Genomic DNA, 26,367 nt, shown 5'->3' with positions numbered 1-26,367 from the left:
CGATAGACATCCTTTTTCTTATAAAGTATATGCGATTTTTCTCTAAAAATCTATATACTAGATGTGACAAAAGCAGGACATTTTATGAACAGTGCTGCTTAAAGCCATTTAAAATATTTTCAAAAATAACTTCTAACGGCTGACCTTCAATTTCATGTCGAGGAATAAAATGAACGACTTCTTTTCCTTTTAAAAGCGCCATAGACGGTGATGAAGGCTCAATGTCCCCAAAATATTCACGCATTTTAGCTGTTGCTTCCTTATCTTGGCCAGCAAAAACAGTTACCACTTGATCTGGTTTTTGCTCAGACTGTAAGTACGCTTGCGTTGCTGCAGGACGTGCTAAACCAGCAGCGCATCCACAAACTGAATTAACGACAACAAAAGTTGTTCCTTCTACGTTTTCCATAAAATCAACTACGGCTTCCTCTGTTGTTAATTCTTCATAACCAGCTTGAGTTAATTCTTGACGCATTGGTTTAACTAACTGACGCATATATTCTTCATATGCCATTGACATATTAACATTCCTCCTAACAATCATTCACGCTAAAAGCATACTATAAAAACCAGGAAAAATCTAGCTACTCACTCTTCAAATCCTTATCGTTGTCCCGTTCTCCTTTTCCATTTGACAAAAAAAGATTAAAACCGGGTCATATCATCTAATTTTTTTCCATAAAAATGTCGATTTTTACTATTAATATTCCATTTTTTGTACTATAGTAGTAAATAGTAGTTTAGTAGAAAGGATTTTCAAATTGAACCAGCGATTTAAACCGAACAAACGATTTAAGCCAAACAAACGATTTTATGCATTTTTGTCTTTAGTGTTAGTGATCGTCGCTTCTTTGTTTTTTATTACAGAAGCCAAAGGAAGTGAATCCGCTGCATCTCAGCAAGTATTAGCATCTACTGCGTTGCCGCTGAAAGAAGCTGCATCTTCAGCACAGCCTGAGAAGCTGCTTAATACACTTCATCATAATATGTATGTAGGAAATACGGTAAACGATCAAAATCAAGCTCTTACACAGCCTGTTTACCTTACGTTTGACGATGGTCCAACACCTGATACTCTTCATATTTTAGATGCTTTGCGTCAATATAACGTAAAAGCAACTTTCTTTATGTTAAAGCATCAAATTGACGTTCACCCTGAAATTGCTAAAAAAGTAGCACAGGAAGGACATGCCATCGGCTGTCACGGCGTCTCTCATGATATTCATGTCATGTATAGTGAAGACGGCGCCGCGTTAAAAGAAATGCAGGAGTGTCAAGCGACCGTTAAGAAAGTAACCGGTGTCGACAGTAAGTTAATCCGCGTTCCTTACGGCAGCGTTCCCTATTTAAAAGAGCCTCACCGTACAGAGTTACTAAGCCACTTTAAATTATGGGACTGGAATGTAGACAGCGAAGACTGGGCACTTCGTTCTGCACCTAGAATTATTCAGGGGCTTGAACCTCATATTCAAGGGGTTAACTCCAATGGAAGAACACCAGTCATTTTATTTCATGATAAATCCTTTACGGCACAATCCCTTCCTGCTATTTTGACTTACTTAAAGCAGTCGGGCTATCAGCCTATTAAAATTGATAACACCATGCAGCCTATGCAGTTTCCAACTCCCGCTGCAAAACAGTCGTAAAAAAAGATCATTCAGATGAATGATCTTTTTTTATGCTTTTCTGCTTTCCGTCATTTGTTTCCAAACAGAACCTTTTGCTTCTTCTCCGCCTTCGATACGTTCAATTGCTAGCTTGATTTGTAAATCTACCTCAAATTCTTTATCATTCTCTGCTGCTTTTAATGCAGGAAGAGCCGTCTCGTCTCCTACCTCGTATAAATACATAGCTGCACGCCAGCGAACAAGCTTGTTTTTATCACCAAGAGCTTCACACATTGCCGGAATACCTTCTTCAAAACCTAAATCTGACATGCAGTCTCCAGCAGTACGGCGCACAGTGACTGATTTATCTTTTAATGCTTTGTATAAGTAAGGCAGTACCGCTTTTGATTCAATCATTCCTAAGTAGACCGTAGCTAAGCGGCGAATAGATGCTTTTTCATCATCAAGCACTTTATTTAAAACGTCTAAATCAGCTTCTGTTGGATCCATTTGTTCTAAATGGGCATAGCGCACTGACCAATCGTTGTCTTCTAGCATTTCTTCTGTAACTTTATAGGTTTTACGCGGCTGTACAGCTTTTCCGCCTTCTTTTTCTTCTTGTGCATTAGCCACAAGGCGAGTTAATCTTTCTTGCGGATATGCTGCTGCTAACTCTTCTACTACTTCGTCTCCGATAGCAGCTAACTCTCCGTAACGAACGCCTTGTTCTTTCCATTTCCGTTCTAATACCACATTATCTGAAAAACGTTGAAGTTCTGCTACCGCTTTTGCGAATCGCTCGGGCAGACCAAATCGCTTTTCTTCATTTCCGTCCGTTAGCTTGACTTGCATCGGTACATTTTTGAACATTTGAATTGACACATTGACCTCACCAAAATGCTCATTCATTTTGTGCTGTTCACTGCTGCTTTGCAAATCTTCACCAAACGCTGCACGAACTTGCGGCAAAATTTGCTTCCAGTCATATTTGGCATTTCGCTCTACTGCCAAGAAGTCCGCTACGTGGTAGACTCCTTTTACCCCTTCTACTTTCAAGATGTCTTGAACAACTTCAGGAGCTGCTTCAGCATTTTTTTCCGTATAGTTATTGCTTTTTCCGCCTGATAACACTTCGTCTAAATTAATTTTCATTGTATTCGGACTTGGCGTTGGCTCAATTGATTTAATGTTCATATCGTATCGTACTCCTCTCATTAAAATTGTAGCATGTGCTTTATACTCAGTCTAACGACTTGTTTACGCGTTTTCAATTTCTTCAATCAGCTCTGAAAGCTCTGCCCAGCGATCAAGCAGTGCACTTAATTCTTCATTTGCTTTTTCTTGTTCTAACGATAGGTTATGCGCTTTTGTATAATCGCTGCCCACCTGTTCAATTTCACTTGTTAAGCGGTCAATTTCTTCTTCTTTTGCTGCAATATTATCTTCGATTTCTTCCCATTCTTTTTGTTCTTTATACGTTAAGCGACGCTTTTTTGTTTTCTCCGGCTGTTTTGGCTTTTCTTCTTTCACTTTAGCCTGCTGAACCATTGCCTGCTTCTTCTTCATCGCTTCTTCCAATTGATCTGTATAAGCGCCAAAATAAATCGAAATGTTTCCTTCTCCTTCAAAAACTAGTAAGTAATCTGCTACTTTATCCAAGAAATAGCGATCATGCGATACAGTGATAACAACACCTGGAAATTCTTCGAGGTAGTCTTCAAGCACCGTTAGCGTTTGAGTATCCAAATCATTAGTCGGCTCATCTAGAAGCAAAACATTTGGCGATGTCATTAATAATTTCAATAAGTATAAACGACGGCGCTCTCCCCCGGACAATTTTTGAATCGGTGTTCCGTGCGTATGTGAAGGAAATAGAAATCTCTCAAGCATTTGCGACGCAGAGATCATCTTCCCATCCGTCGTATGCACAACTTCTGCCGATTCTTTAATATAATCAAGCATGCGTTGATTCAAGTCCATATCATCGCTTTCTTGGGTATAGTAAGCAACTTTAACCGTTTGTCCTCTGTCAATTTCACCGCTGTCCGGCTCAATGCGTCCTGCAATCATATTCAACAGGGTAGACTTTCCGCTTCCATTTTTCCCGACAATTCCAATTCGATCTTGTTTTTTTACGATGTGCGTAAAATCTGAAAGAATAATTTTATTTTCATACGTCTTAGACACATCTTTTAATTCAAACACTTTTTTCCCAAGGCGACTGCCTGCTAAACTTAAATCCAGTGATTCTTTTTCAGAGGAATCGATTTTCCCTTCTAATTCATCAAATCGCTGAATACGCGCTTTTTGCTTAGTCGTACGCGCTTTTGCTCCTCTGCGAATCCAAGCCAATTCATTGCGGTATAAGTTGCTTAATTTTGCTTGAGTTGCTTTTTCCTGCTCTTCTCGAATCGCTTTTCCTTCTAGAAAAGCAGCATAGTTTCCTTTATAGCTATATAAATTTCCACCGTCTAATTCAAAAATCCGGTTTGTAACAGCATCCAAGAAATAGCGATCATGAGTAACAAGCAGCACGGCTCCTTGATATTTGGATAAATATTCTTCGAGCCATTTAACGGTCTCATAATCTAAGTGGTTAGTCGGCTCATCTAAGATCAGTAAATCAGGTGTTTGAATTAGGCTTTGCGCAATGGAGACGCGCTTTTTCTGTCCACCTGAAAGCTCACCAATTTTTGCACTCATATTTGAAATTCCAAGCTTCGTCAAAATTGACTGTGCGTTAGAATTGGCTTCCCACGCGTTCATCGCATCCATTTTCTGCTGTAAATCATACAATGTTTGCTGATTTTTTTCGTTTGCAGAGTCTTGCTCTAACGCATACAGAGCTAGCTCATAGTTTTTTAATAAGTTAAGAAGAGGCGTATCTCCGCTAAAAACTTGCTCCAGAACCGTTAAGTCTTCATCAAAATCCGGATGCTGCGGTAAATATGTCACGCTGTAGTCTTTAGCATGAACAATATCTCCTTCGTCTCCGAGCTCTAAACCTGCGATAATTTTAAGAAGCGTTGATTTCCCTGTTCCGTTTACACCGATTAAGCCGATTCGCTCATTTTCCGTAATGGTAAATGTTAGTTGATGAAACAGCTCTTTTTCTCCATACGTTTTTGTTAAGTTTTCAACAGTCAGCATTTTCATAATGATAATTCCACTCTTTCTTAAATTGAACTAAAAATTCTTTCATATATGTATGTCGCTCTTGCGCTAGAGACCGTGCTGTTTGAGTATTCATTAACGCAGTGAGCTTTAATAACTTTTCATAAAAATGTGCAATAGCCGTTGATTTCCCCTGTCTGTATTCTTCTTCCGTCATCTCACTTCGTACAGCAATGTTTTCATCATACAAAGCCGTGCCTTTAGCACCTGCATACATAAACGTACGTGCGATACCAATTGCACCGATCGCATCTAAACGATCTGCATCTTGAACAATTTGACCTTCAAGCGTAGCCATAGCCGGACGGTTTCCGCCTTTAAATGACATCGTTTGTAAAATGTGAACGATATGCTTGCAGTTCTCTTCTTTTACCTGATGACTCTTCAGCCACTCCCACACTTCTTCGTACGCCTTTTCAACATCTTCGACTAGCTTATCATCTACAACATCGTGTAAAAGTGCGGCTAGTTCGATAACTTCCCGATTGCCGCCTTCTTTTTTATATAAAAGCACTGCATTCCGACGCACGCGATCGATATGCTGCCAGTCATGACCCGTTGTGTCATGCGCAAGCTTTGCTTGAACCCACTTTTCCGTTTCCACTATTTTATTCATTTGCTCACCTCAATTATATCCACCATTATTTTAGCACAAAGTGAAGCGCTCGTCTCACTGACAGCGGATCACCGTTTGAAAACCCTTGCTTAAAAATAAAAAACAGATGGAGATCCACCTGCTTTTACAGCAATTCTTTTATATCTTTTTGAATATCTTTTGGTGCAGTTTGAGGTGCGTATCTCTTCACGACTTCACCTTGACGATTCACTAAAAACTTTGTGAAATTCCACTTTATCCCTTTGGAACCTAGTAGGCCCGGTGCTTGTTCTGTTAAGTATGTAAATAACGGGTGTGCATGCTCCCCTTTTACATCTACTTTTGCAAACATCGGAAACGAAACGCCATAGTTTAACTCGCAAAATTGTTCAATATCATTTGAACTTCCTGGCTCTTGACCACCGAACTGATTGCAAGGAAAACCTAGAACCGTTAGACCGTTTTCTTTTTCTTCTTCATACAGCGCCTGCAAATCTTTATATTGAGGGGTGAAGCCGCACTTGCTAGCTGTATTCACAATCAACAGCACGTCACCTTGATAGTTAGATAGCGATACGTCTTCGTCTTTAATTGTTTTTGCCGAGTATTCATACACGCTCATCAAAACGCCTCCTTTTCCCTATTGTAATTCACTTTATTTCGGAAGTACAACTGAAACGCTCTTATGATTTGTCGTAAAGAACCTTTAGCTGGTCAGTCGTTTGCAGCATGTAATCAATCATCTCGATTAAATCTCCTACTTGGTCTTCGTAAATAAATCGGTTAAAGGTTACCTCAATATTGTTTTCGTATTCGCTTCCTCCGATTTCATGAGTAATACGCTGCTTCACAACTCTTGTTGTTCCCCAGATCCGCTCACACATTTCCTGTATGTTTTGAAACTCAGCTTCTTCAAACGGTTTTTGTTTTTTTAGCTGAAAATGAATATAAACTGTACACCCTGGTTTTTCTACACGGGAAGGCGTTAATTCGGCATGAATGTTGTCTAAGTCGGTTGATAAAGTTAGCGACGCGGTACAGCAAAAATGCTGTTGAAAAGAAATACGGTACGTTCGAGTAAACTGAGCTAAGTCTACAAAATCTTCGCGATTCGTAACAGATACTTGCCCAGATAAGTCAAGATCATAGATCTCTCCTTCTACAACAACTTTTAAATTATCAAATACAATCGGATCAAACATTTCAACTACTTCCTTTTTTATAAAATACGAACAGTCAGCTCTTCTTCTTTCTTGCCAAATTAATTCATAACATACCTGTTATTTTGTTTTATATTGCAAGAAAGAGATTGAGACACAACTAAGTCCACCCAATTTACATCTAGAAGCCACTACACCCATGAAACTTCTTTTTACCATAGCTATGAAAAAATCCGAACGAGTTTGATTCTTCATCAAGAATCTTGCTTCATCGTTCGGATTTTCCTTCAACTAAAATACTCTTACCCCAGCCTCTTCTCTTAAAAAATCCCTAGTGCATGTCCATTCTCGTCAATATCCATATTGAGCGCAGCAGGTTTTTTTGGAAGGCCAGGCATTGTCATAATTGAACCTGTTAGCGCCACGAGAAACCCAGCTCCGAGTGAAGGACGGAATTCCCTTACCGTAATCTTAAAATCAGTTGGTCGCCCAAGCTTCGTCTGATCATCACTTAACGAATACTGCGTTTTGGCCATACAGATCGGCAGATGATCCCAACCGTTTGCTTCAAATTGCTGTATTTGCTTTAACGCTTTTGGAGCAAAATCTACGGCTTGTGCTCCGTATACAGTTCTAGCAATAGCTTCTACTTTTTCTGGAATCGAAGCCGACACATCGTAAAGAGGAGAAAACTGACTTTCTGTCTCGTTCATGACTTCAAGAATTTTTTCAGCAAGCATGACGCCGCCTTCTCCGCCTTTTTCCCATACTTCTGTTAAAGCAACGGGAACATTCTTTGAAGCACACCAATTCATAAGCGCTTCTACTTCACCTTTTGAGTCCGTCACAAAACGGTTCACGGCTACAACGTAAGGAACGCCGAATGCCTGAATCGTTTCAATATGCTTTTCCAGATTTTCAATTCCCGCTTCTAAAGCCTCAATGTTTTCTTCATTTAAACGCTCTTTAGGAACGCCCCCATGCATTTTCAAAGCGCGAATTGTTGCAACGATTACCACCGTTTCTGGTTTAATATCTGCCATACGAGCTTTGATATTGAGGAATTTTTCCGCCCCCAAATCTGCCCCGAATCCCGCTTCTGTTACTACATAGTCGCCTAGTTTTGCAGCCATTTTTGTGGCAATGACGCTATTGCAGCCGTGGGCAATATTAGCAAAAGGACCTCCGTGAATGAGGGCTGGAGTATGTTCCAACGTCTGTACAAGGTTTGGTTTAATCGCATCTTTTAAAAGAAGAGTAAGCGCTCCTTGTGCACCTAAGTCTGCAACCGTTACAGGCTCATTGTCCATATTATAAGCTACCACAATAGACGCTAAGCGACGCTTCAAGTCTTGTAAATCTGACGCTAAGCAGAAAATAGCCATAATTTCTGATGCCACCGTAATATCAAATCCATCTTCTCGAGGAACACCCTGCATCGGACCACCTAATCCAATGACGACCTGACGCAGCGCGCGGTCGTTCAAATCAACCACTCGTTTCCACGTGATTTTACGTGTATCAATACGCAATTCATTGCCTTGATGTATATGGTTATCTAAAATAGCCGCCAGCGCGTTGTTAGCTGTTGTGATGGCATGCAGGTCTCCAGTAAAGTGTAAGTTAATATCCTCCATTGGAAGCACTTGAGCATAACCGCCGCCAGCGGCACCTCCTTTAATTCCCATTACCGGACCAAGAGATGGTTCACGCATGGCGACAATCGCTTTTTTACCTAATCTATGTAATGCCTGAGCTAAGCCGACTGTCACTGTCGACTTCCCTTCTCCTGCTGGAGTTGGATTAATAGCTGTAACTAAAATCACTTTTCCATCTTGTTTTGTGTGTAAACGTTCCATAACGGACAAAGAAAGCTTGGCTTTATAATGTCCGTACGGCTCTAGCTCGGCCTCTAAAATATCCAGCTGCTCGGCAATCTCTTTAATCGGTTTAATGGTTGCCTCTTGTGCAATTTGCAAATCACTTTTTATTTGCTTCTTAGTTGTCATATAAAAACCCCTTTTCTGCTGAGAATTCTTTTCAAACACTTCATCAAAAAAGGATAAAATCCATTTTCTGGGGGAGATATGAAGTTTAATGAATACAGGAACGACTGCGCTGTAAATTTTACTGAGTTTCAGTCAAGCAAAAAAAAGCATAGCGACGCTCCAGTTTAACCTTATTGTACCATTTCATTTTAGCCATTACGCATATTAATGCTCTTTTTTTTCAAAATTCAATTGCTTAATATTCTGTATATTCCTATAATAGTATATTGTACATAAATGTTGAACCTCATTTTCACGTGAGAAAGAACATTTATACGCGTCATTACTTCGAAATCGAATAGGAGGAATTTTATTGCCTATTAATATTCCACGTGATCTTCCGGCAAAAGAAATTTTAGAAAAAGAGAGAATTTTCATTATGGACGACGTACGCGCGGTTAACCAAGAAATTCGCCCGCTTAATATTGTTATCCTAAACTTAATGCCGGAAAAAGAAAAAGCTGAAACGCAATTATTACGTTTACTCGGGAACTCGCCGCTGCAAGTGCATATTACACTTCTTTACACAGCAAGTCATAAAGCCAAAACAACGAGTAAAAATCACCTAGATCAGTTTTATAAAACGTTTGAACAAATTAAAGAACGAAAATATGACGGAATGATTATTACAGGAGCACCTGTAGAACATATACCATTTGAAGAAGTAAACTACTGGAAAGAACTTCAAGAAATTATGGATTGGTGTAAAACAAATGTGACTTCTACCCTTCATATCTGTTGGGGAGCTCAAGCTGGACTTTATCATCACTTTGGCATTGACAAGCGACCTCTTTCTGATAAATGCACGGGTGTATTTACGCATGTTGTATCGAGTGAAGAACCGATTAAGCTGCTGCGAGGATTTGATGATGTCTTTTATTCTCCTCATTCTCGTCACACCGACGTCGACATGAATGAAGTAAAAAACCATCCTGACCTTGAGCTTCTTTCCTACTCTGAAGAAGCTGGTGTTTATATGGCGATGTCTAAAGATGAAAAGTTTGTTTTCATTACAGGACACCCAGAATACGACGTTCAAACACTGCAAGAAGAATTTCTTCGAGATACAGAAAAAGGGCTAGAACCAAAGCTTCCGGAACACTATTTCCCAAACAATGATCCTGACAAAAATCCTTTAAAAACATGGCGTTCTCATGCCAACCTGCTGTTTATGAATTGGTTGAACTATTATGTTTACCAAGAGACTCCTTATCTGTGGGAATGAAAGAACCGATCTGTCCCAGTATTCAATTAAATTACGCATGCTCTTTTTTGTGTTAAAACTGCAGCAAATGAGAAATAAAATAGAAAACCTGCTGCTCGTTTAGGGCAGCAGGTTTTCTATTACTAATTCTTCTTCATTCCGCAATTAAAGCTTTCTTTCAGAAATTCAGCATCAACAACACGGCTTTTGAGATCCAACACTCACATACTATTGCTCATTCTCCCTTTTCATCTTCATTTAGTTTTGTTTCATCCATTTCCTTCGTTTGTTCTTCTACCATTGTGTCCAGCCACTGGGGTGGCTTACCGTCTTGGCTTTCATTGTATACTTCTGATATATCTTTTTCTTCCAAAGAGGATAAGATGTCATGAATGTCATTTTGATTGCCTAAAATATTGCCAAATCCTTGACTCACTTTTTTATGACTTCTGAAGTTTGTCGGAAAGTTATTACCAAAATTCACAGCTGAAGCATCTTCAATTGTGCCAATGTGGATGTCACCTATGCTAAAAGTTGATTCTAGAGCTTGATCAGGCTCCCTCATTTCTTTCATATGGGTTAGTGTATAAGGGACACTTCTTTCATTAATTTTAACTGATATTTCAGAAGGACCCTTTTCTTTATTTTTTGCTTTATTATTCTGACTACCCGATTTTCGATTGACATCAGAGTCATTTGTTATTTTTTTACCTTTCTTTCCTGGCGCTTGATATTGATTCGTTTGCGAAGGAAAAGTATTACCAATATTCAAAGTTCCACTAAGTTCTTTTACATCAATGTGCTCTAAATAATAAGACAGTTCGTCCAAGTTTAGTGTTTGAACGTTCTTTATATCTAAATGAAAAGAATGGACCGTTTTTTTTGAAAGTTCATTCATGTTTTTTTCTAAATCTGTAAGCCTTTTTTCAATGTTTTGGAGTATATTCAGCACCTTTTCATCCATAGAGTTTGACCCCTTATTTGATTTAACACTTTTAGCCCATCTACAACATATAATAGTGTATTAGATGACTTCTATTAATGTCTCATATGTATCGGGAGGAATTATGAAAATACATCTTCGTTCTCCTCAGATCGTTTTTGATGATCTCACCGTAAATACAGTTAAAAACAACGCAGGAGTTTTTATAGGGAAGAATGTGCAACAAAATTGGGAAACTACGATCAGCAGCAGTAATTCAGGTTTTGGAACAATTTTGGGAGATGATAATCAGCTATCCTATAACACACATCTTGTTCTTGGTGAAGATGATATAAATGATTCTTTTGAACAGGTCAGAAAGGAGGGGTGACTCTACGTTTTTATTCATCATTCTTTTTAGGGATTTTTGCAATTGTAGTATTATTTAAAATTTTATTAGAATCACCAACTACTTTTCCGAAACCATCAGAAATTCGACTTTTATGATTCCACTTATATTGAATATTAACGCCGTAAAATAGGCCTGAACTATTTTGAATTTTATTTACTTTAATCGAATGATAGTGAATATTAGCCATAGACAACACCTCACAGACAGAAGTTTGCTTCATCACATTCAATATAAAACTGAAAATACATTATCTTATATCTAAACTCTTATCTGTTTACCTCAAATTGAACGTCTCTTTAATCATTTGAGCTTTTACGTCTTTTCTATGATACTTACTCCATTTACGATAAAAGTATTCCTGTCATTACCTTTTAGTCTATGTTAATAGCTGCGATTACATCCTAAAATAAGCTAGCAAAAAACCATCTGTATAAAAGATGGTTTAACTCTATTACTAATCTATTCTCGCCACTCTGACAGAATAATTAATAGAGTGCTTAAACGGGTATTTGCAGAACCCGTTTTTCCTCATTTAACTTTGTGTAACAGGGGCGTTGTTGACATCTATATTTTCAGAAAAATAGGAATCAACGACGTCATTATCGTTAATGATATTTACAATTTGAGAGGCAAAGTTATTATAGCCGATTATTTCACCAAACCCTGTATTACTTTTCCAATTTACTTGCCAATCTGATTGAGTATTTTCCCCTGTGAAAATACCAGAATTAGTAGAAATATACGTAACATTAAGATTAGTAAATTTTATAATCAACTTTTTCAACTTCTTTCATCTTCTTTTTCCCTAGAATTGAGAAACTGGCTGAGGATTAATATTTTCCGGCTGGGTAATTGGAATGTCACAAACATCTTGATCATTAATGATATTCGTACTGCCCAGTATAGCTGAATTTACAGAAAATCCGTTTCCTAAGTTAAATTTACCTTGGGAATTCCAATCTGGCTGGCTATTTTGACCCGAAGCAATTACTGAATTGGAAACCATACTTACCACATTTATTTGGTTGAAAATGACGGAAACAGGCATTAGTCAATTCCTACGTTTTCTAAAATTTTAATGTAGTATATGCTTCCTTCTAAAGTATGGTTCAATCGATTTTCTGCAATCAAAAATGTTAGTTAGGTCTTACAATTATTCATTATACTTACTCTTCTTACAAATCGTTTTACACTGCCCTTAATCAGCAAGCCTGAAGGGAGGAATTTATTGATTATCCTTAAGAAAAAAAGTATTTAGTTATCTTTGTGCACAGCTATGTTTTTCTTTTTAATTTGCATTTAGAACATAGTTTTATCAAATAAATAAAGGGATTTAGACATAACAAAATCGATCTACAAACAAACGAGATAAATGGTCTAGTATGGATCGCTTGTTTCACCACTGTTGATTTCCGTACAAGACGTTGCTTTCCGCGGGCGGCCGATGAGCCTCCTCGCCGCTGCTGCTCCTGCAGGGTCTCACCTCTTCCGCTTTTCCCCCAGAAGTCTTCACCCTACCCTTCAATCAACAGCTAGAAGCACCTACATACAGCCTACGTTCACCCTACCAATGAAAAAATCCGAACGCGTTTGATTCTCCATCAAGAATCAAACGCGTTCGGATTTTTTTGTCCCAGCTTTTTTAAAGTTCTTTAATATATTCAATCACCGAATCTGGAAATTCGTTTCGAATTCCGCAATTCCCACAATAAAATCCGCTATATTCGTCTGTCGCAACGTACTGTCTTAGAAGAAACAATGTTAACCTGTTTGGGAGACCGCATTCTGTGCAAAACGCCAAGTATTTGCTGCGCTGTCTGTTTGCTGACATACGTTTCATCCTTTCGATTAACTATAGAAAGCGTTTTCTTATTTATATGGAGCTTTCTTATTAGTTTATGACAGCAATTACGGTCTACCTCCAATTATTGTCGCGACGAGAAGGGCGGAATAAACGCAGAATTAAATTAATTATAAGCACAATAGCTAAAATGTTAATTAACAACCCAAAAATCCCGCCCAGTGCACCCATATGACCAAGCAAACCGCCAAATAACATCCCTGCCAGACCGCCATAAAGCAGTCCACGAGCGAACCCTCCTCGTTTTGAACGGGTAACCCCTCGATTTACAGTTCCATTTCTGCGGTTTGAAAAATTAGACCTCGGCTCATTTTGTCTAACGCTTGGCTGTCTATTAAACGACCGCTTCCCTGACCGGTACGACCTTGCACTCACGTTATAGTCATCGTGATAGGAAATATATTCAGCTAAGGGAGATAAACTTAGCGAAAAAATCAATGCTACGGCAATCATTATTTTTTTCATCTGCTTTTTCCTTTCTTCACCTAATAGTAACTGTTTATTATAGTGCGCTGTTTCATGCATATCATACGTTTTGACACAAAAGGGAAATTCAGCTTCATACAAAATTTTTAATCGGGTATCATAACGTTATACTTTGCCCTAGAAAGGAGCGTGCATGTACATGATACGAAGAATTAGCATACTGCTTTTCACACTGTGCTTCTTATTTAATGGACCCCTTCCTGCACTATGTAAAGCGGAACAAGTAAAAAATGTAGAATTGCGTGACCGTTTGCTTTATCAAGGTAATAACCAACTAAAGCAAACCGCCCTAACATTTGATGATGGACCGGATCCTCGCTTTACTCCACATGTATTGGATCAGTTGAAAAAGCATGGTATTAAAGCAACCTTTTTTCTTATCGGGGCAAAAGCTCACGAACATCCTGAGCTGGTGAAAAGAATGGTAGCTGAAGGTCATGCCATTGGGATTCATACCTATTGGCACCCCAATTTACTAAAAGAATCTACTGAAAAGTTTCACTGGGAAATTGCCAAAACTCAGGCTATTATTAAAAACATTACCGGTTTTGAAACGCAGCTGTTTCGTCCTCCGTATGGAAATTTAACACAAGAAATGATCAACGAGCTGCCAAATGAAAATGTCTATGCGATTAACTGGTCTTCTGACTCATTGGACTGGAAGCAAATCCCGGAAACGGAAATTACCAATAATGTATTTAAGAACATGCACGCCGGAACAATTGTTTTGATGCACGACGGCGGCCATTGGACCATGGACCTTTCCAACACCGCAAAGTCACTGGATACCATCATTCCTAGACTTAAGCAAGAAGGATATCATTTTGTGACCGTCCCAGAACTTTTGCACATCCCCTATCCAAAAAATTAAGCGCCAAAGAGTTTCTGATTTAGAAACTCTTTGGCGCTTTACGATTTCCATTGATAGAAAGTAAATATGCCTCTCCTACAAAAAGAGCGTGTCAAAAGATCTAATTCAAATCCATCTTAAAACTCAAAAATATGTCTTATTTCTTCAAAACGTTATCATACTAAAGATACAAAAAGAGGCATTCTTTTTTTGTTCCATCGCTCTACAATAGAGGGAATTTACGGATAACCTCTAAAATAGGTTTTAAGTTGCATGATTAGGAGTAAATATTACTATAACTACTCTCATATTTTTAGACAAGCTGCATATAGATAAAATGAGAGAGTCGAACGTATTCCACATATCCCTAAATTTCTTCTTCACACAAAAAAAATGACGAACTTTTTTTGTCAACAGGTGCGTATAGATATGATAGAATTCCTATATAATGACCTGGATTCATTTCTAAACAAGGAGTTTTGACTATGATTAATGAACAAGAGACGTTGTTATTTATTAAAGAACTTGGCCGCTTGTTGAAAGACTATCAAAACTGTTCAAACGCCTCTGTAAAAAGTGAAATATATAAAGATATCGTGTTGTTGAGCAATGTTATCCAGTTAGATCACGTGAACGTTTCTTACGCTTAGAAAATCTTTTTTATTTCTTTATAAATTTCAGTTTTTCTACTATAACTACAGAAAAGGAAGAAAGGAGACGATTTCCATCCATCTCTTTTCTTCCTTTTCTCGTTATCGGTTTTTTATGGTTATTTAGAACATAGTTTTATTAAAATTATTGTAGAGTTTTTCGAGTGTCTTCGATCCAACTATTCCATCTACCTGCAAATAAAGTGCTTGTTGAAAATCTTTTACCGCTTTGAAAGTGGAAGACCCGAATATACCGTCTGCGCCTCCAAAAAGAGAATAACCTAAGTGAATAAGCATACGCTGAATTAACTGTACGTGATTTCCTCGATCTCCGTATTTAATTAACATGCTTGAAGCCTTTGGCGTCTGTGTTTTAGGTACTTTTCCACTTCGAAGCTCCGACAAAGATAAACCGAATGTATATTGAAAATGAGGGTAATCTTTTAAGCTTGTCCAATCTCCTCCCCATTCCAACCCAATTCTTTTTCCTATCTCTCCCGCTTTGTTCCATCTTCGATCAATGGTCCAGTCAACTTTTCCGTCGTTATCAAGCAGCGCAATGTCAAAAGCTAGTCCATAGTTATGATAAGAATAGCCGCCTTTGGCATTAGTCACAATACTTCCTGGTGTTGTTCGGCCTTGTGAATATAGTCTGTGCTGATGCTCTATCGATCTAAATCCTTCAGTGATACTAACAAATATGCTTTCTTTATATGCTTGCCCAATGAGATCGTACGCTTTTTCTTGCACTATTTCATGTACATCTTGCAACTTATTTTCTGCTTTTTGTAACAGCTTGTCTAATGATAAATCACTCATACTCCCCACTCCTTAACTAGATGGCTTCTCCTTATATATACGTATAAGACGAACTCTAAGGGAGGCATCCAGTATCAGTTTATGCGGGAAGCAGTTAAGTTAAGTGGTGCAACATGTAGAGCTGCTGTTATTTCAGCACCCAGTGGCTGATAGCCTTCGCTACTCCGTTATTGACATTTGTATCTGTCACCCAGTCCGCTGCTTCTTTTACAGCTTCCTGAGCATTTCCCATGGCAATTCCACATCCTGCCGCTTCAATCATAGCCATATCGTTTAAGCTGTCTCCCATAGCAATGACTTCATCCATTGAAATGCCCAAACGTTCACATACGGTCATAATCCCTTTTGCTTTATTGATACCAAGTGCATTAATTTCTAGATTCGTTAAACTAGAGTTGCTAATTTCAAAATCTGAAATGCCTGCTATTTGTTTCAGCACTTCTTCTCGTAAAGCATCATCTGGAATATCGTAGCCAAACTTCAGCCATTCCTGTGAGGCAATATCTTCTGGAAATTCGTCTCTCCACACTTTATCCGTAGTCACAGCCCAAAAGTTAAGCTTATGCTCTTGTGTTAAATTCCACATCTTCTCGATGGAAGAAGCATCAATTAACTTTCGTTCTACAAGCTCTCCAGATTCATCCCAAATTTCACTTCCGTTCACTGTAATAAGGTAAGAAGATAGCTGTAGAGACTGCGCATATTCACGGCATGTTAAAAGAGATCGCCCCGTGCTGAGCACCACATGAACACCTTGTTCTTGGGCTTTAGCAATGGCCTGACGATTTTCTGTAGAAATTTCTTGCTGATTGTTCAGCAGCGTTCCATCCATATCTAGTGCGATCAGTTTAAATTCTTTTTTTTCATTTGTTTGCATCTTTCTCTCTCCTTCTCATCAATAGTAGGTATGACATTACGCTGAGCATTTGACTTACACTATGTAACTCTTATTATAACTGTAGCACAGGAGCATTTCGCTCTGCATCAGATAAGCGTTAAAATGGTCAATTATTCTATGGGGAATAATTGAAGGAAAACAAAATGGCTTTGCCGTAATTTACATATAACGCTTTTCATTTTTAGTTATTTCAACTAGAATTTTGGTAAAAGGATGTGAATGTTATGAATACTATTATTTCACCAGCTGACTTACATACTGCATTACAGCAACCCCAACACTCCATTGTGTTGCTTGACTGCCGATTTACCCTTGGGAATTCTGAGGCAGGCGCAAGCGCTTATCAAAATGAGCACCTCCCGGATGCTCATTATTTGGATTTAGAAAAAGATCTGTCTTCTGTGGCTACTTTGCACGGAGGAAGACACCCGCTGCCTGACGTTCAAAAGCTAGCTCAGAAGCTGGGCAATTTAGGAATTAATGCTGATTCAAAAGTCGTCGTTTATGATGAACAAAACGGAATGATGGCTTCAAGAGCATGGTGGCTACTGCGATATATAGGAATTGAAGACGTACAAATTTTAAATGGAGGTTTTAATAACTGGAAGCAATCGGGATATGAAACAACGAAGAACGTACCAGAAGGTTCTCCTCAAACGTTTGTACCTTTCGTGCAACAAGATTGGGGACTTGCAGGAGTTGAATACGTAAAAGAGAATCTTCATAACCCTAATGTTGTTCTTATCGACTCTCGTGAAAAAAAGAGATATCTCGGCTTAGAGGAACCCATTGATCCTGTAGCAGGACATATCCCAGGCGCCATTCATTCTTTCTGGCAAGATGTGTTAACTTCAGAAGGTTTATGGAAAACAGATAAAGAGTGGAAGGAAATGTTTTCAGCTATTGATTCTCACGCTGAAATCATTGTATACTGCGGATCGGGTGTATCTGCTTGCCCTAACGTTTTAGCTTTAAAATCAGCAGGTTTTCCAAATGTAAAATTATATGCCGGCAGCTGGAGCGATTGGATTAGCTATCGTGACAATCCAATCGAGAAAAACAGATAGACAAAGAAGGCTCAGTCTCACCAAAAGTATAGAGGCTGAACCTTCTCTTTTTGTATTCTTCTTATTAGGCGCATGTTATTTACTAAGCCTTAACATAAAATCATGAAGCCGCTCTAAGGTAAGCAAATTTTGATTACATGCTTCGCTATCTTGACAAATATAATTTCCTCGTTGTGTAAATGTCCCTTGAACAGTTCCTTTGATTTCAGCAGTGAACATACCGACTTCCTCGTAGCTGTGGCAAAGCGTGCATATTCCCTTCTGATTGATAGGTTTAAACGTTCCTTGAATACCTTTTAACTTCTGGGTATCCGGATCCTGCGCTACGATAAACTTTCTGTTTGAGCCTTTATCGATCCAGCTGACATAGGAAATGCTCGTTAGATCAATGCTGTCAGCAGACGGAACTTTTAACTTTTTCACTTTTGGAAATAGCTTTTTCACGCCAGCTTCCGTAAAAGATTTAAATGGAATCACGTAAGGCTTTATCGTTTCTAAAAACACCTCTGCTTGCTCTTTATTTCTAACTTCAGCAACTGACAGCAGCACTTCTTCTTGTTCCTCGCTAAGCACATCAAACACATTTAATACTTTTTCTTTTGCAAGAGCTTTTAAAGCCTGCAGCACATCGGAATTGTTTACTGTTCCATGCCCATTGATAAGGATTTGCGTTTGGCTTTTGATAAAATTATATTGATCATTTCTTATAAACGCTTCCACGTTCTTCACTCCTTCTTCATTTAATCAGCTACTTTTTACTTTACAGTACGGATTCCTTTTACGAAATGTAAAAAATAAATCAGAAATAAACTATACCTAAAAAAGCGCGGGCATTCAGTTGCCAGCGCTTGATTTCTACCGTTGCTTTTTATATACAATTTTTTTGATGGTTTCGGTTGATAAAAAGTATTCACGGGCTAGTTCCTCAATTGAAGTTCCTTTTTCAAACAAATTCCTAATCCGTTCGTTTCGCTCGTCAATCAACTTTCTTCCACCAGAGCAAGTTCCCCATTTTCTTTTTGCCTTCTGCGGCTTTGGAATATAAATGGTTTCTCCTTGAATGTATTTTTGAATTTCACTAATCAGCTCTTCAGGTAAAATATTTGTTGCTTTTACATACGTCATTTCTGCCAGCTCCTTATGTGGTTTTGCTTATACAATAAGGGGCAAAGCCGTATATATTAGAAATGAGATATGCGCGGTTAGGCGATGTTCTATTACTAAACCGTCCACCCCATGCAAAGTATCGCCTTTCTAATATCAGGCTTTGCATGAGACGCTGCAGTATCCGGTAAACATCTTTTATTTACCATTTATTACACCTCCACTTTACATCGACTGTAAACCAAGCTTGTAGAAAATTACAATTATTGGCTCAAATTTTATTATAAGCTATCTATATTCTTGCACACAACACCTTCTTATTTATAAAGCTGACACCAAAAATAAAACGAACTTGCAGAGAGCTCGTTGTTCTCCCTGCAAGTTCGTTTTATTTTTGTTATGAACGCTTCTGCTTTTTGTTAGCTGAACTGCTTTGAACACCTTGTTCAGAAGTGGTCGTCCCTTGTCCTTCTACATTTGGTGAACCCAGCTCTGATTTTGAGCGGTCTTTTTTAATTTTACTCATGTCACTCACCTCCAGTTTGTAGTGTACCCTTTGTACAGCTACATATAAGGAGAGGTGTGCTGATTTTATTGTTTCTTAAGCATAAATAGCCATAGAAACGTTAAGGCTTGCTTTAATTCATTTGGGAGCTGTCCAATCAGCTTATCTGGAACATTTCGCTTATATACACCTTCGCCATCGATTACTTCCCATCCATTTTCTTTTGCAAGCTGTTCAAACTCCCACGGCATCATCGTATTGCAAATAACGTCTTCACCATATAGTCTTTGAAAACTATTGGTACGAGGCTGAGCAGTTGGTCCAAGAATACCTACACATGCATATCCTCCTGTTTTTACAACTCGGTGCAATTCCTTCAAAGCTAATCGCGGGTGCTCCGTCCATTCTAGGGCGTTGATTACCATAACCCCTTCTACTGATTCAGAAGACAGCGGAAGCTGCATAATATCAGCTTGAGCGAACGACAAATTTTCACTTTTATGCAGCTGGGATGCTTTTTGAATCATTTCTTCCGATAAATCAAGACCGACTGCTTTATATCCAGAAGCAGCTAGAAGAGACGTTCCAAACCCATCACCGCAGCCCACGTCTGCCACTATACCACCTGATTTAAGATGTTTTTGAATAAATGGAATCACTGTTTTCCGACTTCCGTTTTTCCACATCTCTTCACTTCGGCTATTCCAAAATGAGACTTTTTGATTCCATTCGTCTTGAGCTTGATCATGCCAATTAAATGTTGTCATTTTTTATCCCCTTTGCACTCTTTTCTTTACCTTATCACTTTTTATAATGAATAAAAACGACTATTTCAGCAACCATATAGATGTAAAGGAAGGTGTTTATTTGTATGAAAGAACGTTTCGTTGCAGTACGTAAAAATGCAGACGGCGACCTCTTAGAATTCCAAACGGCTTCAGGAGACGTTTTAACCTATGAAGAAGCGTTAAAGAAAGTAGAAGCCGGGGACGTTGAGCATGTGAGTACCTTTGTAGGGAAAGACGGCGGTACGTATATTCGCAGCATTCCTGACCATGACAAAACAAATAATCTCGATGCATTGCCATCGTTTTAAAGGAGAATGAAGATGACTAAAAAGAATAACAAAGGAAGCGCTAATCAAAGTAACCCAAAAACGCAGCACCATCTTGTTGAAATGGGTGAAGAAATTTCAAGCGGGGATAATTCAAAAGGAAACAAACGCAACAAAGATCAGTCAAGTAAAACACAATAAGAAAAAGCCGTGCTAAGAAGCACGGCTTTTTCTTATTAATGTTGGCTAGGAAGACCTAATGTTGAAAAATCTCCTGTTGCTACGCTTGTTCCAACTGAAGCAACACCTGCTACTAATGTAAATGCTAATGCCATACCGACTAATACTTTTTTCATAATTATTTCCTCCTCTTTCTTTGATTTGACTCTAGTGTATCACAGGATAAAAGTAGATGAATTCCTTTCTATCAGCATTTATCGCCTTAAAACCATGGATTTTCTCCATTTTGATAGAAATTTCTCAAAAATTATAATGATAGGAATATTTTAAACAAATAGAGCTTCAAGTTCTTTTTCTACTAGCTTGACGAATCGCTCATTTCGTTGCAGGGTGAAAATGGTCATAGACTTTTCCATATATTCTTTACCTTGTTCAATTTTACCTAATTTAATTAAGCTCTCTCCTGCTTGGTAATGAAGTTCTCCAAATAAATACATTGATTCGTTACTAATGCACAAATCGATTCCTCGATTGCTATATATTAATGATTCATCATAGTTACTCATATCTCCAAGCGTTTTGGCAAGTGCATTTAAAATTCTAATTTTTATATTTTCGTCTTTTGTTTGGGGCAGCTCATTTAAGCTTTTGAGTGCTGTTTGATATGTATCTAGAGCCTGTTCATACTCTTTCTCTTCATAAAGAATAATCCCAATGCTATTTAAAATTTCAATTTCTCTTTCTTTATAAAACGTTGCCGATTGCTTAGTAAGCTCGATCGCTTGGTACATTTTAGACAGCGCATCTTCTTTGTTGTGATGAATATAATACACGCAAATCCCTTCGTGCCACATTAAAAATTGCTTGTTCAGCGGGTTTTGAAACAGAGGACTTTCTTTTTCTTTTACAATGATATTATGAATAGCATCATAATCTCTCTGACGAATATATTGACGAATTAACGATTGAACCGCATCTACGTAATCAAGTCGAGGTGATTCTACACTATCAAAAAAGTAGTTAACATCTACGCCAAGGCGCTTAGAAATTTTATAGAGGGTAATGCTTGATGGATATTCTTCACCGTTTTCAATTTTGCTGATTTGCGCTTGTGTACAAATGTCTCTTGATAATTCTTGTTGTGTCAACCCTGCCATTTTGCGAAGGTCTCTCATAACACTCCCAATTCTATACTCTCTCATCTCTTTTCTCACCCTTACTTTCACATAATATATTCTCTCTATAAACATATAGTGCTTTTATTTAGATAGTCAACTGTAAACACGTTAAAAATTTATACGATGTTTCGAAATTGACCATTCCCTATAATAGCAAATTAATCTATAAGAGTAAAATAGTGTATGATTCCTCTTCTCTAAAAAATCCCATAAAAAAAACGTGATTGAGACATAACTACATCAATCCAATCTAAAGACGAACAAATAGGATAAATAATCTGGACTACTTGTCACACCGCCGTTGATTTTCGTGCAAGACTTCGCTTCGCCCTCCAATCAACCGCTAAAAGCATCTGCATCCATGAAACCTCTGTTCACCATAACAGCAAAAAATCCGAACGATAAATCGTTCGGATCTTCCTTCAACTAACATATTTTTGTTCCATTCTCATTCACATTTTTATTTATAAACAGGATATCCAACAAATTTAAAGTCTTTGCCGATTGACGTCACAGAAAGACGCTCCACGTCCACTGCGTCCCACATTTTCTCTACGCCTTTTCCTTCTAGGAAAGTAGGAGCTTCTTTTCCTCCTGAAAGCTTTGGAGCCATATACAGCACCAATTTATCAATTAAACGATTTTCCACGAATGCGGCATTCACTTCGCCCCCTCCTTCAATTAAAAGAGACGACACAAATTTCTCACCTAGTATAGAAAGCATGTCTTCAAGATTTACTTTGTCCTCACCGCTTGTAACAAATACTTCGACGCCTTGCTTTTCGAGCTGTTCTTTTTTTTCTTTTGAATAGCCCTGACTTGCAAATACCCACGTTGGAGCTAAAGAATCCGTTGCTAGCTTAGATTCAAGCGGCATGCGCAGCTTTGAATCCATCACAATACGAATTGGACTGCGGCCGCCTTCAATGCGAGTTGTCAGCTCTGGGTTGTCCTTAATGACCGTATTCACCCCTACTAAGATACCCGCTGTTTCATGACGCAGCTGATGTACATCCAAACGAGCTTCCTCAGACGTAATCCACTTGCTGTGAGAAGAAGCAGTTGCTATTTTACCGTCTAACGTAATCGCTGACTTTAATGAAACAAACGGCTTCTTCGTTACAATATACTTATTGAAGACCTCATTCATTTGACGTGACTCTTCTTCACATACACCTGTTATGACCTCAATGCCTGCGTTTTCTAAAATTTTAACTCCATTACCTGCTACTAAAGGATTGGGGTCTAAAGTTGCTATGATCACTTTTTTTACACCGGCTTCAACTAGCGCTTCAGCACAAGGACCTGTACGTCCGTGGTGTGAACAAGGCTCTAGCGTTACGTAAGCAGTTGCCCCTTTTGCTTGTTCGCCAGCCATTCGCAGCGCGTGAATTTCAGCGTGCGGTTCGCCAGCTTTTAAATGCGTCCCAATTCCAACGATTCGATTATCGTTTACAATGACCGATCCTACAAGCGGATTTGGCTCTGTTTGTCCTTTTGTTGCTTTTGCGTTTTGTAAAGCTATATTCATATAAAATTCGTGATTGATCAAAGAAGAACCTCCTCTTTTAAGTGTCCTGAACGTTTAACTTTAGTATCTAAATACTTTTCATTAAACTGAGATACATCTCCCCAAAGTGGAACGCGCCCTGATAAAAGTGCGCCGTTTTTCTCAAGCGCGATTAGCTTTTTCGGATTATTGGTAATCAGCGTAACCGGTTTTTGGCGCAGCACTTTTAACACGCTGATGGCATCACTATAGCTGCGAGTATCATCTTCAAATCCTAACCCTTCATTCGCTTCTACCGTATCAAATCCGTTTTCTTGAAGAACGTATGCCATTGCTTTGCTGAATAGGCCAATACCGCGTCCTTCATGATTTGCTAAATAAAATAGCGCTCCGCTTCCATTTTCGACGATCATTTTCATCGATTGTTTTAATTGAAAACCGCAGTCGCAGCGTTTGCTTCCGAATATATCTCCCGTATGGCAGATACTGTGCATACGAATGAGTGCCTCATGCGATTCTTGAAAATCTCCGTACACAAGAACACTCGATTGCTGCATGTCAGCTAAATTAGCTCCTTGCATTTTTTCAATAAGCTCTTCCGTACTTAAAGATCCTTCTTTTACATTATCAGAACGCAGCCATGAATACCAACTAAATACTTGTGTCTCACCATCTAGATTCACAGGAAGCGTGATAGGTCCTACTATATAAATAAAATGATCATCATTTTTTACTACGTTAATTTTATCTTTTAAAATTGAAACAACTTTTTCGTTAATCACAGTCATTTCCTCCTCTGATGTGTCTTTCACTTATCTACTATTTTCACATTTTGCTCAATCTCTCACATGAACAACTATTTTTTCTAGCACTTCACTACATTTATCTTTTTTAATTGATGTATCAGCTTACTAAAAGTAAGTAACTTTACTTGCTTAAAGTATTATATGACGATAAATTTATCTTGTAAAGCTTTTATGCTCTATTTGTTACTTTTAGTAATTAACTTCCTTAATTATATAAATTATATAATCAAAACGTAAAAACGTAAAGTAATTTATATTCTTTAAGTAATTAAATTACACAACACTAGATAAAATGCTGACTTTGTTTTATAATATAGGAAGAGAATGGAGGTAATAACATGGACGGTTTAGCACTCTGCCCGCGTTTTGAAAAGGCTGTTACTATACTAACGAAACGTTGGACGAGTTTGATCATTTTTCAGCTGCTTTCCGGATCACAGCGGTTTTCTCAAATGCAAGAAGCACTTCCAGTAAGCGGAAGGCTCTTATCCGAGCGCTTAAAAGAACTAGAGCATGAAGGAATCGTCATTCGTACGGTTATTCCGGAAACTCCAGTTCGAATCGAGTATTCATTATCCAACAAAGGATTAGCACTAGCGCCGGTAATTCAGGAAATTCAGACATGGTCCAGTGAGTGGATTACAAAAGAAGAAGTGGAATAAAAGAAATCTCTAAAAAAATCAGGAGGGCTTCTATATCGATATGCTCACAGCCGTTTTCTTTAGAGCTCTATAAATAAAAAAGGCATGCTCCCCTTGAGCACGCCTTTTTTTATTTATGTTATTTTCCTAATGATTCATTTTGAGAAATAATGCGCTGTTTCTGGCTTTTTCGGCCGTGCAATACAAGGTATACTGCTATAGCTAAAAGAGCAACAACAGAACAGAATACATACATTCCTTTATACCCGGCTGCCGTGGATAAAATGCCTAATAAAAAGGACCCTAAACCCATTCCAGAGTCAAAAAACACAAAAAACGTAGCTGTGGCGACACCTCGGCGATGAGGAGAAGCTTTTTTTACAGCAATGGATTGAAAACTTGATGTAATCGTTCCAAAGCCTAATCCAATCAATGCTCCAGCTAATAAAAACACCCAGCTTGTCGTCGCTTGGCTAAGCAAAAAGATACCGATGGCTAAAGATAAAATGGACGGATATACCACGCTGTTTTCTCCGTATTGATCAAACCATTTTCCAGTAAAAGGTCTAGAAGCTAATAAGCACACCGCGTATACAACAAAGAAAAAGCTTGAAGCTTGCGTAAAGCCCATTTCTTTTGCATAAATAGACACAAACGAAATAACACTTGCATATGAAAAAGCTACCACAAGGCCAGCAACAGAAATAGGCAGCGAACGGTATTCAAAAAACGCCGCAAGACCTTTAGCTGGCTGTATTTCATTTGTTGCAGAAGAAGCTTGCACCTCAGGTACACGAAGTACTAGACTGCATAATACTGCTAAAACAGAAGATACAACCGCAACGGTAAAAACCGCTGTATGACTCAAAGTATTTGTTAACGTTAAGCCTACAAACGGACCTACTACCATCGCTAAGTTCATGAACGTCGCATAGTACCCCATCCCTTCGCCTTTTCTCTGTTCTGGGATTACATTTGCAACGATTGCTCCTGTAGCAGTTGTGCTCATTCCAAAACCAATACCATGAAGCACACGCAGCAGCAGCAGCGCAGATAATGAGTGAATATTCATATATAAAATAGAACCAATTAAAAAGATAAAGACACCTATCAATAGCACTTTCTTTTGTCCTAATGTTGTCATCCACTTACCGGCTAGCGGTCTGAACACAATACCGGACACTAAAAAAATTGTCACAATTAACCCTAGGCTTTGTTTACTTGCATGAAGTTCATCTGTTGCAAACAGCGGCAATGTGACAGTTAACATATAAAAAATGACAAAAACAAAAAAGCTGGTCAATGAGACCGCTAAAAAATCTTTTGTCCATAATTTCGATTTCTGCATGATTTTCCTCCTTTTATTTGTTTATTCGTATCTATTTATTAAAACAAACTAAATCATAGTCTAGAAATAATATGTATACGAATTATCTCAACTCAAACTATTATAGGGTTCATATATGTAAGTGTCAACATGTATTTATCGATTTTGATTTCCGGGCAAGACTTCAATTTCCCCGCAGGAGTCTTCGCCTTGCCCTCCAATCAACCGCTAGAAAGATCTACACACATGAAACCTACGTTTACCACAAAAAAACAAACCATGATTCAAACACTTTGATCAATGGTTCGT

At 38.3% G+C, this 26,367-nt stretch carries 32 protein-coding genes; 9 read left to right on the top strand and 23 right to left on the bottom strand.

Annotation, left to right across the window (positions count from 1 at the left end):
* Nucleotides 1–82: 82 nt before the first annotated feature.
* Nucleotides 83–520, bottom strand: coding sequence for a BrxA/BrxB family bacilliredoxin (locus ACFX4E_RS15640; RefSeq protein ID WP_013056693.1), 438 nt, complete (start codon nucleotides 518–520; stop codon nucleotides 83–85).
* Nucleotides 521–761: 241 nt separating this feature from the next.
* On the opposite strand from ACFX4E_RS15640, the gene ACFX4E_RS15635 reads away from it, so the two are divergent.
* Entirely contained in the window at nucleotides 762–1,646 is an 885-nt protein-coding gene (locus tag ACFX4E_RS15635) for a polysaccharide deacetylase family protein (protein ID WP_098333307.1), read from the top strand.
* Between the two features lie 30 nt (nucleotides 1,647–1,676).
* On the opposite strand, the gene ACFX4E_RS15630 is transcribed toward ACFX4E_RS15635, so the two are convergent.
* The 6 genes from ACFX4E_RS15630 to ACFX4E_RS15605 all read right to left on the bottom strand — a co-directional run bounded on the left by ACFX4E_RS15630 (nucleotide 1,677) and on the right by ACFX4E_RS15605 (nucleotide 8,545).
* Complete coding sequence (locus ACFX4E_RS15630; RefSeq protein ID WP_377258683.1) at nucleotides 1,677–2,801, bottom strand: conserved virulence factor C family protein; 1,125 nt, start codon at nucleotides 2,799–2,801, stop codon at nucleotides 1,677–1,679.
* A 63-nt stretch (nucleotides 2,802–2,864) separates the two neighbouring features.
* Nucleotides 2,865–4,763 (bottom strand): ABC-F family ATP-binding cassette domain-containing protein, encoded by a 1,899-nt coding sequence (locus ACFX4E_RS15625; protein WP_098249904.1) that lies wholly within the window; start codon nucleotides 4,761–4,763, stop codon nucleotides 2,865–2,867.
* Nucleotides 4,744–5,397, bottom strand: a complete 654-nt coding sequence (locus ACFX4E_RS15620; RefSeq protein WP_377258686.1) for an HD domain-containing protein — start codon at nucleotides 5,395–5,397, stop codon at nucleotides 4,744–4,746. The genes ACFX4E_RS15625 and ACFX4E_RS15620 overlap by 20 nt, the downstream gene beginning before the upstream one ends.
* A gap of 124 nt (nucleotides 5,398–5,521) precedes the next feature.
* Complete coding sequence (locus tag ACFX4E_RS15615; protein WP_025752029.1) at nucleotides 5,522–5,998, bottom strand: glutathione peroxidase; 477 nt, start codon at nucleotides 5,996–5,998, stop codon at nucleotides 5,522–5,524.
* A 61-nt stretch (nucleotides 5,999–6,059) separates the two neighbouring features.
* Nucleotides 6,060–6,578, bottom strand: a complete 519-nt coding sequence (locus tag ACFX4E_RS15610; protein WP_028408806.1) for a hypothetical protein — start codon at nucleotides 6,576–6,578, stop codon at nucleotides 6,060–6,062.
* A 278-nt stretch (nucleotides 6,579–6,856) separates the two neighbouring features.
* Nucleotides 6,857–8,545, bottom strand: a complete 1,689-nt coding sequence (locus ACFX4E_RS15605) for a formate--tetrahydrofolate ligase (RefSeq protein WP_377238024.1) — start codon at nucleotides 8,543–8,545, stop codon at nucleotides 6,857–6,859.
* A 352-nt stretch (nucleotides 8,546–8,897) separates the two neighbouring features.
* On the opposite strand from ACFX4E_RS15605, the gene metA reads away from it, so the two are divergent.
* A complete protein-coding gene (gene metA, locus ACFX4E_RS15600) occupies nucleotides 8,898–9,809 on the top strand; it encodes a homoserine O-acetyltransferase MetA (protein ID WP_028408808.1) in 912 nt (303 codons plus the stop codon).
* A 214-nt stretch (nucleotides 9,810–10,023) separates the two neighbouring features.
* Here metA and ACFX4E_RS15595 read toward each other — a convergent pair whose 3' ends face one another.
* A complete protein-coding gene (locus ACFX4E_RS15595; RefSeq protein ID WP_377238025.1) occupies nucleotides 10,024–10,752 on the bottom strand; it encodes a hypothetical protein in 729 nt (242 codons plus the stop codon).
* Between the two features lie 103 nt (nucleotides 10,753–10,855).
* Here ACFX4E_RS15595 and ACFX4E_RS15590 point away from each other — a divergent pair, with 103 nt between their 5' ends.
* Nucleotides 10,856–11,101: a hypothetical protein gene (locus ACFX4E_RS15590; RefSeq protein WP_377238026.1), complete on the top strand. Its 246-nt coding sequence runs from the start codon at nucleotides 10,856–10,858 to the stop codon at nucleotides 11,099–11,101.
* 10 nt (nucleotides 11,102–11,111) lie between these two features.
* Here the strand turns inward: ACFX4E_RS15590 and ACFX4E_RS15585 are convergent, their stop codons facing one another.
* The 5 genes from ACFX4E_RS15585 to ACFX4E_RS15565 form a co-directional block, all read right to left on the bottom strand.
* Nucleotides 11,112–11,309 carry a hypothetical protein gene (locus ACFX4E_RS15585; RefSeq protein ID WP_028408811.1) on the bottom strand — a complete coding sequence of 66 codons (198 nt, stop codon included), beginning with the start codon at nucleotides 11,307–11,309 and terminating at the stop codon, nucleotides 11,112–11,114.
* Nucleotides 11,310–11,654: 345 nt separating this feature from the next.
* On the bottom strand, nucleotides 11,655–11,906 hold the full coding sequence (locus ACFX4E_RS15580; RefSeq protein ID WP_034275938.1) for a hypothetical protein: 252 nt from the start codon (nucleotides 11,904–11,906) through the stop codon (nucleotides 11,655–11,657).
* Between the two features lie 21 nt (nucleotides 11,907–11,927).
* Nucleotides 11,928–12,128, bottom strand: coding sequence for a hypothetical protein (locus ACFX4E_RS15575; RefSeq protein ID WP_225049698.1), 201 nt, complete (start codon nucleotides 12,126–12,128; stop codon nucleotides 11,928–11,930).
* 636 nt (nucleotides 12,129–12,764) lie between these two features.
* The gene (locus ACFX4E_RS15570; RefSeq protein ID WP_014460480.1) at nucleotides 12,765–12,953 is read right to left on the bottom strand and encodes a hypothetical protein; all 189 of its coding nucleotides are present in this window, start codon (nucleotides 12,951–12,953) and stop codon (nucleotides 12,765–12,767) included.
* 84 nt (nucleotides 12,954–13,037) lie between these two features.
* Entirely contained in the window at nucleotides 13,038–13,448 is a 411-nt protein-coding gene (locus ACFX4E_RS15565) for a hypothetical protein (RefSeq protein WP_028408813.1), read from the bottom strand.
* A 160-nt stretch (nucleotides 13,449–13,608) separates the two neighbouring features.
* Between ACFX4E_RS15565 and ACFX4E_RS15560 the strand changes: the two genes are divergently transcribed.
* Together ACFX4E_RS15560 and ACFX4E_RS15555 are read left to right on the top strand one after the other, a co-directional pair.
* Nucleotides 13,609–14,340, top strand: a complete 732-nt coding sequence (locus tag ACFX4E_RS15560) for a polysaccharide deacetylase family protein (protein ID WP_377238027.1) — start codon at nucleotides 13,609–13,611, stop codon at nucleotides 14,338–14,340.
* Between the two features lie 464 nt (nucleotides 14,341–14,804).
* Nucleotides 14,805–14,969 (top strand): hypothetical protein, encoded by a 165-nt coding sequence (locus ACFX4E_RS15555; protein ID WP_013056680.1) that lies wholly within the window; start codon nucleotides 14,805–14,807, stop codon nucleotides 14,967–14,969.
* A 123-nt stretch (nucleotides 14,970–15,092) separates the two neighbouring features.
* On the opposite strand, the gene ACFX4E_RS15550 is transcribed toward ACFX4E_RS15555, so the two are convergent.
* Complete coding sequence (locus ACFX4E_RS15550) at nucleotides 15,093–15,788, bottom strand: peptidoglycan-binding protein (protein ID WP_377238028.1); 696 nt, start codon at nucleotides 15,786–15,788, stop codon at nucleotides 15,093–15,095.
* 127 nt (nucleotides 15,789–15,915) lie between these two features.
* On the bottom strand, nucleotides 15,916–16,665 hold the full coding sequence (locus tag ACFX4E_RS15545) for a Cof-type HAD-IIB family hydrolase (RefSeq protein WP_028408816.1): 750 nt from the start codon (nucleotides 16,663–16,665) through the stop codon (nucleotides 15,916–15,918).
* A gap of 245 nt (nucleotides 16,666–16,910) precedes the next feature.
* Here ACFX4E_RS15545 and ACFX4E_RS15540 point away from each other — a divergent pair, with 245 nt between their 5' ends.
* On the top strand, nucleotides 16,911–17,753 hold the full coding sequence (locus ACFX4E_RS15540) for a sulfurtransferase (protein WP_028408817.1): 843 nt from the start codon (nucleotides 16,911–16,913) through the stop codon (nucleotides 17,751–17,753).
* 75 nt (nucleotides 17,754–17,828) lie between these two features.
* Here ACFX4E_RS15540 and ACFX4E_RS15535 read toward each other — a convergent pair whose 3' ends face one another.
* From ACFX4E_RS15535 to ACFX4E_RS15520, 4 genes are all read right to left on the bottom strand, one after another.
* Nucleotides 17,829–18,473 (bottom strand): FusB/FusC family EF-G-binding protein, encoded by a 645-nt coding sequence (locus ACFX4E_RS15535; RefSeq protein ID WP_098249909.1) that lies wholly within the window; start codon nucleotides 18,471–18,473, stop codon nucleotides 17,829–17,831.
* Nucleotides 18,474–18,608: 135 nt separating this feature from the next.
* Nucleotides 18,609–18,878, bottom strand: a complete 270-nt coding sequence (locus ACFX4E_RS15530) for a CD3324 family protein (RefSeq protein ID WP_028408819.1) — start codon at nucleotides 18,876–18,878, stop codon at nucleotides 18,609–18,611.
* Between the two features lie 376 nt (nucleotides 18,879–19,254).
* Nucleotides 19,255–19,383: a YuzL family protein gene (locus ACFX4E_RS15525; protein WP_013056674.1), complete on the bottom strand. Its 129-nt coding sequence runs from the start codon at nucleotides 19,381–19,383 to the stop codon at nucleotides 19,255–19,257.
* Nucleotides 19,384–19,448: 65 nt separating this feature from the next.
* Nucleotides 19,449–20,129, bottom strand: a complete 681-nt coding sequence (locus ACFX4E_RS15520; RefSeq protein WP_028408820.1) for a class I SAM-dependent methyltransferase — start codon at nucleotides 20,127–20,129, stop codon at nucleotides 19,449–19,451.
* 104 nt (nucleotides 20,130–20,233) lie between these two features.
* Here ACFX4E_RS15520 and ACFX4E_RS15515 point away from each other — a divergent pair, with 104 nt between their 5' ends.
* Both ACFX4E_RS15515 and ACFX4E_RS15510 read left to right on the top strand, forming a co-directional pair.
* Nucleotides 20,234–20,458: a DUF3892 domain-containing protein gene (locus ACFX4E_RS15515; RefSeq protein WP_013056672.1), complete on the top strand. Its 225-nt coding sequence runs from the start codon at nucleotides 20,234–20,236 to the stop codon at nucleotides 20,456–20,458.
* Nucleotides 20,459–20,470: 12 nt separating this feature from the next.
* Nucleotides 20,471–20,617 carry a hypothetical protein gene (locus ACFX4E_RS15510; RefSeq protein ID WP_013056671.1) on the top strand — a complete coding sequence of 49 codons (147 nt, stop codon included), beginning with the start codon at nucleotides 20,471–20,473 and terminating at the stop codon, nucleotides 20,615–20,617.
* A 305-nt stretch (nucleotides 20,618–20,922) separates the two neighbouring features.
* Here the strand turns inward: ACFX4E_RS15510 and ACFX4E_RS15505 are convergent, their stop codons facing one another.
* From ACFX4E_RS15505 to ACFX4E_RS15495, 3 genes are all read right to left on the bottom strand, one after another.
* Entirely contained in the window at nucleotides 20,923–21,798 is an 876-nt protein-coding gene (locus ACFX4E_RS15505; RefSeq protein WP_014460489.1) for a helix-turn-helix domain-containing protein, read from the bottom strand.
* Between the two features lie 436 nt (nucleotides 21,799–22,234).
* Complete coding sequence (ribD, locus tag ACFX4E_RS15500; RefSeq protein ID WP_060747433.1) at nucleotides 22,235–23,326, bottom strand: bifunctional diaminohydroxyphosphoribosylaminopyrimidine deaminase/5-amino-6-(5-phosphoribosylamino)uracil reductase RibD; 1,092 nt, start codon at nucleotides 23,324–23,326, stop codon at nucleotides 22,235–22,237.
* Nucleotides 23,323–24,072 carry a GTP cyclohydrolase II gene (locus tag ACFX4E_RS15495; RefSeq protein ID WP_028408822.1) on the bottom strand — a complete coding sequence of 250 codons (750 nt, stop codon included), beginning with the start codon at nucleotides 24,070–24,072 and terminating at the stop codon, nucleotides 23,323–23,325. The genes ribD and ACFX4E_RS15495 overlap by 4 nt, the downstream gene beginning before the upstream one ends.
* Before the next feature lie 356 nt (nucleotides 24,073–24,428).
* On the opposite strand from ACFX4E_RS15495, the gene ACFX4E_RS15490 reads away from it, so the two are divergent.
* Nucleotides 24,429–24,752, top strand: a complete 324-nt coding sequence (locus tag ACFX4E_RS15490; RefSeq protein ID WP_028408823.1) for a winged helix-turn-helix transcriptional regulator — start codon at nucleotides 24,429–24,431, stop codon at nucleotides 24,750–24,752.
* A 118-nt stretch (nucleotides 24,753–24,870) separates the two neighbouring features.
* On the opposite strand, the gene ACFX4E_RS15485 is transcribed toward ACFX4E_RS15490, so the two are convergent.
* Nucleotides 24,871–26,079, bottom strand: coding sequence for an MFS transporter (locus ACFX4E_RS15485; protein WP_028408824.1), 1,209 nt, complete (start codon nucleotides 26,077–26,079; stop codon nucleotides 24,871–24,873).
* Nucleotides 26,080–26,367: the final 288 nt, after the last annotated feature.

The sequence above is a fragment of the Priestia sp. YIM B13491 genome, from assembly GCF_042787605.1.
Taxonomy (GTDB): domain Bacteria; phylum Bacillota; class Bacilli; order Bacillales; family Bacillaceae_H; genus Priestia; species Priestia megaterium_E.
This window is presented reverse-complemented; position numbering and strand designations above follow the sequence as displayed.